This is a genomic window from Actinomadura rugatobispora (genome assembly GCF_042656285.1).
GTDB lineage: Bacteria > Actinomycetota > Actinomycetes > Streptosporangiales > Streptosporangiaceae > Spirillospora > Spirillospora rugatobispora.
Genome location: NZ_JBHSON010000179.1, coordinates 1 through 11,581, shown reverse-complemented (window position 1 = coordinate 11,581; position 11,581 = coordinate 1). Strand labels below are relative to the sequence as shown.

Sequence of the window (11,581 nt, the reverse complement as noted above, 5' to 3'; positions counted from 1 at the left end):
CGAACGCCACCACCGACGGCGTGGTCCGCGAACCCTCCGCGTTGGCGATCACCGTGGGCTCGCCGCCCTCCAGGATCGCGACGACCGAGTTGGTCGTCCCCAGGTCGATACCGACCGCACGTGTCATGTCCCTCGTCCTCCGTCGTGTGGTTCTCGTCCGGTATGTGGGCCGGCCCGCCTCCGCCTGAGGGCGGGACGGCGGCCGGTCGAGTCTCTGTTGGCAAGGGTGCCGTGAGCGACTCCCTCTGTCAAATCACTTGAGTCTTGGCGACTCAACTTTGCTGACGACCTCTTCAACAGGACGATTGAGCGATGTATTCCGGTTCCCCGCGGCCGGGAGCGAGCGCAGATTCGTCGCCGAGGACGACGGCCCGGGGCCGCGCCCTCCGCCGGACGAGCGACCGCCCTCCGCCGTGAGAAGGACGCCGGGCGATGGCGGGCGTTCCGGACCGGGGTGTAAGAAGTGGCCGATCTCGATCACTTCCCGGGTGATGGCCCCCAAACCCCCGGGACGAAGGGTTCGACGTGACGGATCCCGACGACAGGGCCCGGTTCACGGCGCTGTACGACACGCACTACGACCGCGTGTACGCCTACGCCGTGAGCCGGGCCGGCCGGCATCTCGCCGAAGAGGTCGCCGGTGACACGTTCTGTGTCGCCTGGCGGCGGATGCGCGACCTGCCGGACGCCGAGCTGCCGTGGCTGCTCGGCATCGCCCGCAACGTGGTGCGCGAGTCGTACCGCACCCAGGCCCGGCGCGACTCCCTGGACGCCGAGCTGCGCGCCTGGACCTCGCCGGCCGAGCTGACCGCCGGCGACATCGCGGAGGCGGTGGTCGAGCGCGCCGAGATGCTGCGGGCGCTGGCCGCCCTCTCCGCGGAGGACCGCGAGCTCCTCACGCTGGTCGCCTGGCACGGCCTCACCCCCGGCCAGGTGGCGCGGGTGGTCGGGTGCTCGAAGGCGACCTTCTTCGTGCGCCTGCACCGCGCCCGGCGCCGCCTCGCGCGCGCCCTCACCCTGCCTCCCGCCGCCCCTCCGGCCGGGGAGGCCGCCGCACGATCCGTACTGACCCCTGGAAGTGAGCGCGCATGAGCGACCGCGACGACATCATGGACCGGATCGCCGGCACCCGTCCCGCCTCCCTCACACCTCCGCACGACCCGTCCCGGCGCGACCGCGACCTCGCCCGCGCCATGACCGCCGCCGTCCCGGGACCGTCCAGGACGGGCCGCGGCGGACGCTCCGCGCGCCGGGCACCGCGCTGGGCCGCCCTCGGCACCGGCCTCACCGCCGCCGCGGCGGCCGCGATCGTGGCGATCAGCGGTCTCGGGACGGGCACCCCGGCCGGGCCGCCGTCCGCGCCCCCGACCAAGGCCGGGCAGCCAGGGGCGTCGGTGGAGGCGTTGCAGCAGATGTCGAGCCGGCAGGTGCTTCTGATGGCCGCGACCGCGGCGGAACGCAAGCCGGCCACCGACGGCGCCTACTGGAAGGTGAGCCACATCCGGCAGAACCACGCCGGCAGGTCACTTGAGGTGGACTGGAAAGGCAAGGACGGGGCGTACTGGAGCGGGCACCTCTGGCTCGGAGGGCCCAGAAAGCCTGCGGGAGAGCGCGGCTGGCTCACGCGCGGCCCGCGGTCGAACCGGTTCTCGGTGGTGGACCAGCCGCTCACCCTGAAGGAGATCCGCGGCCTGCCCACCACCCCCGAGGGCATCGAGCGGTGGGCGCGGAAGGTCGCGTCCGGGGTCTCTCCCAACTGGCGGAAGGTGGACATCGAGGGATTCGTCGACACCCTCCTGACCTACCTGCTGGTCCAGGTGCCCGCGCTGCCCGCGACCCGGGCGGCGGCGTTCCGGGCGCTGGCCGACCGGCCGGGCGTCCGGGACGGCGGCGTCGCCCGCGACCAGCGCGGACGGCCGGGCCGCGAGCTGCGGCTCGGCAAGGACGGGCAGGAGCGTGTGCTGGTCGATCCCGCCACCTCGCAACTGCTGTCGATCAGGACGGTCCTTCCCAGGCACCCCGAGTTCTCGGAGACCTACCTGGAAGTCGGCTGGACCGACGAGAAGCCGCGCGTGCCGACCGCTCCCTGAGGCCGGGGCGGGGCCGTGAAGGCGGATCCCCGGTGCGGATGAGTACGGGGTGACAGCCTCCCCCACGACAAGGACCTCCCATGAGACAGAGCCACGCCTCGGCCGAGGCCGCGGAGCCCGGATCCGACCCACCGGCGGACGACGCGGAGACGATCGCGAGGTCGTGGCATGAGCCCGAACTGTTCGCCGGGATCTTCCACCGGTACTTCGCGGAGATCCACCGCTACGTCGCCCGCCGCCTGGGCGCCGACGCCGCCGACGACATCGCCGCCGAGACGTTCCTGGCCGCGTTCCGCCGCCGGGACCGGTTCGACCCGGAGAAGGGGGCGGTCCGGGCCTGGCTGTACGGGATCGCCACCAACCAGGTCGGCCTGCACCGGCGGGCCGAGCGGCGCCACTACCGCGCGCTCGCCCGCACCCCGGTCGACGGCGTCGCCGACGGTCACGAGGACCGCGTCGCCGCCCGGGTCAGTGCGGGCGAGGTCGGGGGAGAGCTCGCCAGGGCCCTGGCCCGGCTGTCCTCCGGCGACCGCGACGTCCTCCTCCTGGTGGCGCTCGCGGACCTCTCGTACGACGAGGTCGCGGCGGCGCTGGATCTGAAGACCGGCACGGTGGCGTCAAGGCTGCACAGGGCTCGGAAGAAGGTGCGCGAGGCGCTGGGCGGGGCCGATCGGATGCTGACCACTGAGGAGTCCACGGCATGAACGAGATGAAGATGGTCCGCGATCTGCTCGCCGAGCCCGCGCCGCCGTCCGTCCGCGCCACCGGCGCGGCATTGCAGGCCCTGGAGTCGGAGATCGCCGGACGCCGTCCGCGGCGCCGCGTCCGGGCCCGGCGGCGCCTGGTCGGGCGGATGCAGCTCGGCCTCACCGGCCTGGTCGCCGCTGGGGCCGCGGCCGCCGTCGCCGTCGCCACGTTGGGGGGCGGCGGGACGGCGGTACCGCAGCCGGAGGAGTCCGGCGGCACGTCTGCGCGGTCGATCCTGCTTGCCGCGGCCGAGCAGGCGGCCAAGGAGCCGACCGGGCGCTACTGGCGCGTCCAGACCGTCGACGGCCAGGCATACCGGGTCGGCGACGAGGGCGCGGGCGGCTACACCGTCCTGGGCTACACCTCCCAGTGGGACAGGTGGACGGCCCGCTCAGACTCGGACGACAACGTCCTCTATGCCCGCGACCTGGGCGCCCGCCCGCTGACAGCGGCCGACAAGGCCGCCTGGAAGAAGGCGGGCTCGCCCAAGACGATGCGCGTCTGGTCCAACGACCACTGGGCCACGCTCAGCACCGTCCCGGGCAAGACGTACGGTGTCGGGCCCGGCGGGTGGCAGGAGGACCGCACCACCTCCGAGCGGAAGAAGCGGGCCGCCAAGGATTTCGAGCAGGTCTGCGCGAAGATGCGCAAGGACGGCAAGCCCCTCTCCGACGCGGACTGCCGCGCGCTCAGGGAGGGCCCGAACGACGTGAGCGTGGTAGCCGACCCGTCGAAGGTCGGGGAACTGCTCTTCCCCAAGCGCACCAAGCAGATCCCAGCGCACGCCCGGGAGGTGCCCGCAGGTCTCCGGACGCAGGAACGCGACGCCGCGGGCGACCTGATGTCGGGCTTCATGTTCCTCACCCTTCGCCCCGCGACGCCCGAGGTGCGGGCGGCGGCGTTCCGTCTCCTCGCCGGCGTGTCCGGCGTCCGGACGATCGGGTCGGTGACCGACGACCGGGGGCGCACCGGGATCGGGCTGGCCGCGCGCGGCACCATGCAGGAGGGCAGCGGAACCGTCTTCGACTACCAGCTCATCCTGGAGCCGAAGACCTACCGGATCCTCTCCGGGCGGAAGGTCGTGGTCAAGCCGGGCGGCTCCATGAAGGGCATGCGGCCGGGGGACGTCCTGAACCGGGATCTCGTCCTCCAGGCCGGCTGGACGAACGAGACCCCGCACCACGCCTGACACTCCATGCTGCGGAGGGCCTGGCCGGGGACTCACCCCCGGCCGGGCCTGCGCGCCTCAAGGCCGTCGAGGACGGTTTCGAGGCCGAAGGCGAAGCGGGCCTCCAGGATGTTCTCGGTGTCGTCGCCGGACCAGATGTCGCGGATGTGCGCGGCCAAGCGGGGGCGTTCGGCGTCCATCCGGGCGAGGTAGGGGCCCAGGGAGTGCATCCAGTCCGCGGCGGTGGTGCCGGTCTGGGCGGCGTGCCGGCCGGCCTCGCTCCCGGCGGCGCCGACGACGTAGTCGACGACCAGTGACCAGGCGTATTCGAGGTCGTGGCCGGTGAAGCCGGCGTGCGCGAAGACGGCGAGGGTCTCGTCGAGGGCGCGGGCGGCGTTGGGGCCCAGCATGGGGCGGTCGCCGAAGAGGGTGACCGTCCAGGGGTGTCGGTGGATCATCGCGCGGAGGCCGCGGGCGTAGCCGGCGGCGGCCTCGCGCCAGCCCCGCTCGGCGGGGTCGGGGACGGTCACCTCGCCCATGACGCGGTCGAGGGCCAGTTCGAGCAGCTCGTCCTTGTTGGCCACATGCCAGTAGACGGAGGTGGCGCCCGCGTTGAGGCGGGTGCCGAGGCGGCGCATGCTCAGGCCCGCGAGCCCCTCGGCGTCGAGGAGGCCGAGGGCGGCGTCGACGATCTGGTCGCGGCCGAGGGTGGGCTGCTCGCGGCGCCGCCGTTCGGGGCGCGTCCACACCGAGGTGGGGCCCTTCTCGCTCCCGGCCATCGCCCGGTCTCCTCTCCCTCACCTCTCCCGCGTATCTCGTACAGAGTATGAGAGTTGAACAGCGTGCGAGTTTACTCGTACAGTGTGCGAGTCAACTCTGCCTGATCTCCGGGCCCGGGCACGGCTGGACGGGCGCCCGCACGCTCGGCGGGCTGGCCGTCGCCGCGGTCGCGCTGGCCGCGTTCGCCGCCTGGCAGCACCGCAACCCCGAGCCGATGCTCGATCTGCGGCTGCTGGCCCGGCCCGGCTTCTCCGGCGCCGCGATCGTGATCGCGCTGTTCGCGTTCGCGCTGGCCGGGACGCTGTTGGCGCTGACCCAGTTCCTCCAGCTGGTGCTGGCGTACGGGCCGCTGAAGGCCGGGCTGGCGCTGCTGCAGGTGGCGGTCGCGGCGGCGTTCGGCAACGGCGCGGGCGCCGCGCTGGACGCCCCCCTGCTCGCCGCCTTCGTGCTGCGGCGCTCCGTTCCCGGCGCGCCGCCCGTCGCGCAAGCGGCTCCTTCGGCGGAGCCGGCGAAGTCGGACTGACTCCTTCGGTCAGCGCAGGTCGCCGGGGGTGGTGCCGGTCTCGCTCAGGGGGAGGCCGAGTTCGGCTCGTTCGACCAGCCAGGGGCTCGGGCGGTAACGCGGGTCGCCGGTGGCGGCGTGCAGGGCGCGGAGAATGCGCAGGATGGTGGAGGGCCCCACGCGATCGCCCCATTCCAGAGGTCCCTGCGGGTAGCCCAGGCCGAGCTTGACGGCCGTGTTGATGTCCTTGGGGTCGGCCAGGCGCAGTTCGGCGATCGCGGAGGCGACGTTAACGATCGAAGCGAGCAGCCGTTGCGCGACCGTACCGGGGGCGTCTCGTACGACGGTCACGGGCTGGCCGGTGCTGCCGAGTGCGGCGAGCGCGGCCCGTCCTACGGCGGGGTCCACTCCGGGGTGCACGGCCAGGGTGAGCCGCCCGGAGAAGTCGCCCAGGGGGTCGACCGAGAGGGTCCGTTCGGCGGGGAGGCCGTGCGCATGGGCGGCCTCAAGCGCGCTCTGGCCGTACGGGGTGACCAGGATGACCGCCTCATCAGAAGGCCGCGGACCCGCTTCCAGCTGGACGTCGCCCTTGGCGAGGAGAGTGCGCAGGGGCTCGGAGTCGTGCACCCACACCGGACGCGGGTCGGCCGAGGGGATGGGCGGCTCGGGCGGCTCCTGCTTGGCGCCGTCCACGTACCGGTAGAAGCCCTCGCCCGTCTTACGGCCGAGCAGCCCGGCCTCTACGCGGGTGCGCGTGACCCTGGACGGCCGCAGCCGCGGGTCCCCGTAGAAGCCGTTCCAGATGATTTCCATCACCGGGTGGGAGACGTCCAGGCCGGTCATGTCGAGCAGCTCACACGGGCCCATCTTCAAGCCGAGGGCCTCGCGGGCGATGCGGTCGAGGTCCGCGGGCTCGGCCACCGCCTCGGACAGCACCTGCATGGCCTCGGTGACCAGCCCGCGCCCGGCGTGGTTGACCAGGAAGCCGGGGGTGTCGGGGGCCAGCACGGGCTCGTGGCCCAGCCGCCGCACGAGGTCCACCAGCTCGCCGGGCAGCCAGGCGGCCGTCCGGGCACCGGGGATCACCTCGACCAGGCGCATCAGCGGCACGGGATTGAAGAAGTGCAGGCCCGCCAGGCGGCTCGGATCCTCCATCGCGGCGCCGATCGCGGTCACCGACAGGGAACTGGTGTTGGTGACCAGGACCGTGCCCTCGCCGCACACCTTCTCCAGTGCCGCGAACAGCTCCCGCTTGGTCTCCAGGTCCTCGCGCACGGCCTCGACCACCAGGTCGCAGCCGTCGGCGGGGGCCAGCGGGTCGCCGACCGGGCGGAGCCTGGCCTTGGCCGCCGCGGCGTCGCCGGCCGTCATGCGGCCCTTGCCGGCGAGCTTGTCGAACATCGCGCCGACCTGGTCGACGGCGGCGGTCACGGCCTCGGCGCGCACGTCGGCCAGCTCCACCGTCAGGCCGCCCGCCGCGGCGAGCTGGACGATCCCGCGCCCCATCACGCCGGTCCCGATCACCCGGATCGTGCGGACCCGCCCGGCCGTCCACCGCTCCATCAGCGCATCTCCCTGTCGTTCCCGCCTGTCGTTCCGGCACCGCGGTCGCGTGTCGTCGTGCTGGTATGGAATCCCACCGGGGCGGTCGAATTCAAGAGTTGACTCAGTACAATCGACCGATGGCTGATACCTGAACAGTCATAATCGGGTCATGGAGTTCCGGCACCTCGCCGGGTTCGTGGCCGTGGCCGAGGAGCTGCACTTCGGCCGGGCCGCCGCCCGCCTGCACATCGCCCAGCCGCCGCTCAGCCAGCAGATCCGCCAGCTCGAACACGAGCTCGGCGTGCAGCTGTTCGAGCGCAGCACCCGTTCGGTGCGGCTCACCTCGGCGGGCCGGGCGTTCCTCGAACCCGCCCGGCGCGTGCTGGCCGACCTCGACGTCGCCCGCCGCGCCGCGCAGGCCGGGGGACGCGGCGAGGTCGGCCGGGTGACGATCGGGTTCGCCGGGGCCAGCAGCCACGAGACGCTGCCCGTGCTCACCAAGGCCGTCCGCGCCCGGCACCCCGGCATCGAGCTGGTGCTGCGCGGCCAGACCTACTCCGGCGAGGCCGTCACCAAGGTCGCGGGCGGCGACCACGACCTCGGCTTCGTCCGGCTGCCCGTGCACCGCGAGGGCGTCCTCGTCCGGCTGATCGAGCGGGAGTTCCTGGTCGCGGCGCTGCCCGCCGAGCACCCGCTGGCCCGCCACCACGAGATCCGGCTGCCCGACCTGGCCGCCGAACCGTTCGTGACCTTCCCCGGCACACGCGGCTCGGCGGTGCGGGACGCCCTGGTGCACGCCTGCGTCGCCGCCGGGTTCCAGCCCCGGATCGTGCAGGAGGCGCCCGACTCGTACACGATCCTGGCGCTGGTCGGGGCGGGGGTCGGGGTCACGCTGACGGTCTCGTCGGTGCAGCACATCCGCATCCCCGGCATGGTCTACCGGCCGCTGGCGGGCCGTCCGAACGTGCTGGAGCTGGCGCTGGCCTGGCGCGCGGACAACCCGTCGGCGGCGCTGCGCTCCGTCCTGGCCGTGGCCGAGGAGGTCCTGCCCACCCCGGAGACCTCCTAGCGATCTCCGCGGCGGGCGATTATGTCGGCCGGCGTATCACTGTGTGCCGGATTTGGTATCGACCGTGATCGGGCCGGTGCGCCCGGGGCGTGCCTATCCTCGTGGCGGACGCCCGGGGACAGGGCGGACGCCAAGGGACATGGAGCGAGTGATGCGCGAAGCGGTGATCTGCGAGCCGGTACGGACCCCGATCGGCCGGTTCGGCGGGGCGTTGAAGACGGTCCCGCCGGTCGAACTGGCGGCGACCGTGATCCGGGCGCTGCTGGAGCGCACCGGCCTGCCCGGCGAGGCGGTGGACGAGGTGTTCCTGGGCAACTGCTACCCCACCTCCGACGCCCCCGCCATCGGCCGCGTCGCCGCACTGGACGCCGGGCTCCCCGTCGAGGTCGGCGGCCTCCAGATCGACCGGCGCTGCGGTTCCGGCCTCCAGGCCGTCGTGAACGCCGCCCTCCAGGTGCAGACCGGGGCGAGCGACCTGATCATCGCCGGCGGGGCCGAGAGCATGAGCTCCGCGCCGTTCTACACGACCGAGGCGCGCTGGGGCATCCGCGGCTCCGGCCTCGAACTGCACGACTCGCTCGCCCGGGGCCGCGTCACCGCGGGCGGCGACCGGTACCCGGTCCCCGGCGGCATGCTGGAGACCGCCGAGAACCTGCGCCGCGAGTACGGCATCTCCCGCGACGAGCAGGACCGCCTCGCCGTCATGTCGCACGAGCGGGCCGTGGCCGCCCAGCGCGAGGGCCGCTTCGCCGACGAGATCGTCCCGGTCACGGTGCGGTCCCGCAAGGGCGACACGGTCGTGGACGCCGACGAGCACCCGCGTCCGGGCACCACCGTGGAGAGCCTCGCCAAGCTGCGTCCCGTCCTCGGGAAGGGCGACGACCAGGCCACCGTCACGGCGGGCAACTCCAGCGGCCAGAACGACGGCGCCGCCGTGTGCGTGGTGACCACGCCCGAGCGCGCCGCCGAGCTGGGCCTGCGCCCCCTCGTCCGGCTGGTGTCCTGGGCGCGGGCGGGCGTGCCGCCCCGCACGATGGGGATCGGCCCGGTGCCCGCCACCGCGAAGGCGCTGGAGCGGGCCGGGCTCGGCCTGTCCGACATCGACCTCATCGAGCTGAACGAGGCGTTCGCCGCCCAGGTCCTCGCCGTCCTCCGCGAGTGGGGCCTGAAGGAGGACGACTACGACCGGCTCAACGTCAACGGCTCCGGCATCTCCCTGGGGCACCCGGTGGGCGCCACGGGCGCGCGGATCCTCGCCACCCTGGCCCGCGAGATGGACCGCCGCGAGGCCCGCTACGGGCTGGAGACCATGTGCATCGGCGGCGGCCAGGGCCTCGCCGCCGTCTTCGAGCGCGTCCCCGCCTGACCCTCCTCTCCCGGAATCTTTGCGAAGCCGGGTAACGATGGGCCTTCCCGTCCCACTTCCTGGTGTCAGAACACACCGAAGACAAGGGACGGACGGAGGTGCGGGCGATGACCGTTGGATCCGGAGGATCCGGAGCGCCCGGGGAACCGGGGGAGTCCCGGGACGCCGGGCGCTTCACCGCGATCTACGACGCCTGCCGGCAGCGCGTCTGGGCGTACGCCGCGGCGCGTGCCGGGCGGCAGGCCGCCGACGACGTGGTGAGCGAGACGTTCGCGGTGGCGTGGCGCCGGCTGGGTGACGTGCCCGAGCCGGCGCTGCCCTGGCTGCTCGGCGTCGCCCGGAACGTGCTGCGCGACCGCTACCGGGAGGAGGCCCGGCGCGCCGCGTTCACCACCGACTTCGCGGACGAGCCGCCGCCCGGCCGGGGCCGGGGCCGCCAGGGCCTCGCCGGCGCCGCCGAGGATGACATCGCCGAACGGGTCGCCGAGCGGCTCGCGGTGCTGCGCGCCATGGCCGCGCTGCCCGAGGGCGACCGGGAGATCCTGATCCTCGTCGCCTGGCAGGGCCTGTCCCCGAAGGACGCCGCCAAGGTCGTCGGGTGCAGCGCCACCGCGCTGCGCGTACGGCTGCACCGCGCCCGCAAGCGCCTGCTGCGCGCGGTCGAGGACGGCCCCGTGGAGGCCCCAGCGGACGGGGTCGCCCCCGCTCGTTCCCGCGTTCGGATGGTCAGTAAGGAGATGTCATGAGCCGCGACGTGATGCGGACCCTCACCGAGGCGCGTCCCACCCACCTTGACCCGGACGCCCCGGTCGACGCCGGGACCCGGGCCGCGGAACTGGCCCACGCCATGGCGCCCGCCGCCGCCCGCGGCGCCGCGGACCGCCGGGTGGTCCCGGGACGGCGCCGCGTCGCCCCGCTGTGGGGCGGCGGGCTCGGCCTGGTCGGCGCGGCCGCCGCGGCGGCGCTGGTCATCGCGTCCACGGGCGGCGGCGTCCCCGGCGACGGCGCACCGGGCGGCGACGGCGGGCCCACCGCCGGGCAGTTGGACGCCACGTCGGCCCGCACCGTGCTGCTCGCCGCCGCCGCGAAGGCGGAGACGGCCCCGGCGACGGGCAAGTACTGGCGCGTCCGCGAGATGTACCTGCTGCCGATCAAGGTGGGGCCGAAGGACCGTCCCTACACCGTCGAGGACGCCCGCATCTCGGAGCAGTGGACCGCCCGGAACGGGAGCAACTGGAGCGGCCACCGCACGGTGGGGGCCAAGCCGAAGACCCCGCAGGACGAGAAGGCGTGGCGGCTCGACGGCTCCCCGGCGCGATGGACCCTCGGCATCGGGGACACCGTCGACAAGCGGCCCGTGTACGTCCAGACCAAGCCGGAGCGGGGGACCCTGGTGAAGGTGGCCGGGTCCGCCGGCCTGCAGGTCCCGATCGCCGGGGACAGGCCGTCGTTCGCCGACCTGGAGAAACTCCCCACCGACCCGGCGGTTCTGCGCAAGCTCGCCGAGAAGCGCGCGCTCAACGACGGCGGCAGGGATCGCCTGCACGCCGCGAACGAGCAGGTGAGGCAGGTGTTCGCGGCGGGCAAGCTGCTCGACCTGCTGACCACCGCGCCGGTGCCGCCGAAGGTGCGGGCGGCGGCGTTCCGCGCGCTGGCCGACATGCCGGTCGTCCGGTCGGAGGGCCGGGCCGTGGACGGGCGCGGACGGCCCGGCGTGGCCTTCTCCATCGTCGCCTCGTACGGGACGAGCTCGACCGGCACCCGGCTGATCATCGACCCGGGCACCTCGCAGGTCCTGTCGGAGCACGTGATCAGCAAGGTCAAGGGCGGTGCCGTCCCGGGCAAGGAGCGCACCACGCTCTACCTGGGCGCGGGCTGGACCGACGAGGCCCCGAGGCCCCCGGCCCTCCCCTGACCCGCCGCTGAGAGCGCCGGTCGTACCTTCTCCGGGTACGGCCGGTGCTCTTTTGTGAGAGGGCCCAGCGAGGGCCCGTCACGGGCCGCCGGCGTCCCTGTTCGGCGGTTTCCGGGACGGACGGGTTTGCCTGGGATAAGGCCGCGCGTATATACACCGGTCACAAGTGGTACATCACGTGGCCGGTTCGCCTCGGGAGACGCATAAGCTACTGCCGAGTAGTATTCGGGCCCCGGATGAAGTGCGATCTGTCGCGAGCCCTACGCTGACAGCCAACGCCCGTACCTCAGGAGGACGGAACTGTGCAGTACGCGATCACGTTGATCGTCGGGCTCGTCGGTGTAGCGGTGGCGCTAGCGCTGGCGGGCCGGCGGGTGAGGTTCCTGTGGGATCTGTTCA

12 protein-coding genes are annotated in these 11,581 nt (G+C 73.7%); 9 read left to right on the top strand and 3 right to left on the bottom strand.

From position 1 onward, the window contains the following. The coding region (locus ACFPZN_RS54875) for an Hsp70 family protein (RefSeq protein ID WP_378293166.1) at positions 1–127 on the bottom strand (127 nt) is incomplete at its 3' end. 398 nt (positions 128–525) lie between these two features. Between ACFPZN_RS54875 and ACFPZN_RS54870 the strand changes: the two genes are divergently transcribed. The 4 genes from ACFPZN_RS54870 (at position 526) to ACFPZN_RS54855 (ending at position 4,026) form a co-directional block, all read left to right on the top strand. Next, the gene (locus tag ACFPZN_RS54870; RefSeq protein ID WP_378293164.1) at positions 526–1,092 is read left to right on the top strand and encodes an RNA polymerase sigma factor; all 567 of its coding nucleotides are present in this window, start codon (positions 526–528) and stop codon (positions 1,090–1,092) included. After that, a complete protein-coding gene (locus tag ACFPZN_RS54865; RefSeq protein WP_378293162.1) occupies positions 1,089–2,090 on the top strand; it encodes a CU044_5270 family protein in 1,002 nt (333 codons plus the stop codon). The genes ACFPZN_RS54870 and ACFPZN_RS54865 overlap by 4 nt, the downstream gene beginning before the upstream one ends. Positions 2,091–2,170: 80 nt before the next feature. Beyond that, positions 2,171–2,794, top strand: a complete 624-nt coding sequence (locus ACFPZN_RS54860) for an RNA polymerase sigma factor (protein ID WP_378293160.1) — start codon at positions 2,171–2,173, stop codon at positions 2,792–2,794. After that, positions 2,791–4,026 (top strand): hypothetical protein, encoded by a 1,236-nt coding sequence (locus ACFPZN_RS54855; protein WP_378293158.1) that lies wholly within the window; start codon positions 2,791–2,793, stop codon positions 4,024–4,026. Before ACFPZN_RS54860 ends, ACFPZN_RS54855 begins: the two co-directional genes overlap by 4 nt. A gap of 32 nt (positions 4,027–4,058) precedes the next feature. Here the strand turns inward: ACFPZN_RS54855 and ACFPZN_RS54850 are convergent, their stop codons facing one another. Beyond that, positions 4,059–4,784, bottom strand: coding sequence for a TetR/AcrR family transcriptional regulator (locus ACFPZN_RS54850; protein WP_378293156.1), 726 nt, complete (start codon positions 4,782–4,784; stop codon positions 4,059–4,061). A 47-nt stretch (positions 4,785–4,831) separates the two neighbouring features. On the opposite strand from ACFPZN_RS54850, the gene ACFPZN_RS54845 reads away from it, so the two are divergent. Then, the gene (locus tag ACFPZN_RS54845) at positions 4,832–5,308 is read left to right on the top strand and encodes a hypothetical protein (RefSeq protein ID WP_378293154.1); all 477 of its coding nucleotides are present in this window, start codon (positions 4,832–4,834) and stop codon (positions 5,306–5,308) included. Positions 5,309–5,317: 9 nt separating this feature from the next. Here ACFPZN_RS54845 and ACFPZN_RS54840 read toward each other — a convergent pair whose 3' ends face one another. Further along, a complete protein-coding gene (locus ACFPZN_RS54840; RefSeq protein ID WP_378293152.1) occupies positions 5,318–6,850 on the bottom strand; it encodes a 3-hydroxyacyl-CoA dehydrogenase in 1,533 nt (510 codons plus the stop codon). 151 nt (positions 6,851–7,001) lie between these two features. Here ACFPZN_RS54840 and ACFPZN_RS54835 point away from each other — a divergent pair, with 151 nt between their 5' ends. The 4 genes from ACFPZN_RS54835 (at position 7,002) to ACFPZN_RS54820 (ending at position 11,182) form a co-directional block, all read left to right on the top strand. Further along, positions 7,002–7,901 carry a LysR family transcriptional regulator gene (locus ACFPZN_RS54835; protein ID WP_378293150.1) on the top strand — a complete coding sequence of 300 codons (900 nt, stop codon included), beginning with the start codon at positions 7,002–7,004 and terminating at the stop codon, positions 7,899–7,901. A gap of 151 nt (positions 7,902–8,052) precedes the next feature. Continuing rightward, positions 8,053–9,267, top strand: coding sequence for an acetyl-CoA C-acetyltransferase (locus ACFPZN_RS54830; protein WP_378293148.1), 1,215 nt, complete (start codon positions 8,053–8,055; stop codon positions 9,265–9,267). Positions 9,268–9,374: 107 nt separating this feature from the next. Continuing rightward, positions 9,375–10,013 (top strand): RNA polymerase sigma factor, encoded by a 639-nt coding sequence (locus ACFPZN_RS54825; RefSeq protein ID WP_378293146.1) that lies wholly within the window; start codon positions 9,375–9,377, stop codon positions 10,011–10,013. Next, on the top strand, positions 10,010–11,182 hold the full coding sequence (locus ACFPZN_RS54820) for a CU044_5270 family protein (protein ID WP_378293144.1): 1,173 nt from the start codon (positions 10,010–10,012) through the stop codon (positions 11,180–11,182). The genes ACFPZN_RS54825 and ACFPZN_RS54820 overlap by 4 nt, the downstream gene beginning before the upstream one ends. Positions 11,183–11,581 lie beyond the last annotated feature (399 nt).

Coding starts and splice junctions, on each gene's coding strand:
- ACFPZN_RS54865 (WP_378293162.1), top strand. CDS start 1,089: ATGAGCGACCGCGACGACATCATGGACCGGATCGCCGGCACCCGTCCC.
- ACFPZN_RS54860 (WP_378293160.1), top strand. CDS start 2,171: ATGAGACAGAGCCACGCCTCGGCCGAGGCCGCGGAGCCCGGATCCGAC.
- ACFPZN_RS54855 (WP_378293158.1), top strand. CDS start 2,791: ATGAACGAGATGAAGATGGTCCGCGATCTGCTCGCCGAGCCCGCGCCG.
- ACFPZN_RS54850 (WP_378293156.1), bottom strand. CDS start 4,784: ATGGCCGGGAGCGAGAAGGGCCCCACCTCGGTGTGGACGCGCCCCGAA.
- ACFPZN_RS54845 (WP_378293154.1), top strand. CDS start 4,832: ATGAGAGTTGAACAGCGTGCGAGTTTACTCGTACAGTGTGCGAGTCAA.
- ACFPZN_RS54840 (WP_378293152.1), bottom strand. CDS start 6,850: ATGGAGCGGTGGACGGCCGGGCGGGTCCGCACGATCCGGGTGATCGGG.
- ACFPZN_RS54835 (WP_378293150.1), top strand. CDS start 7,002: ATGGAGTTCCGGCACCTCGCCGGGTTCGTGGCCGTGGCCGAGGAGCTG.
- ACFPZN_RS54830 (WP_378293148.1), top strand. CDS start 8,053: ATGCGCGAAGCGGTGATCTGCGAGCCGGTACGGACCCCGATCGGCCGG.
- ACFPZN_RS54825 (WP_378293146.1), top strand. CDS start 9,375: ATGACCGTTGGATCCGGAGGATCCGGAGCGCCCGGGGAACCGGGGGAG.
- ACFPZN_RS54820 (WP_378293144.1), top strand. CDS start 10,010: ATGAGCCGCGACGTGATGCGGACCCTCACCGAGGCGCGTCCCACCCAC.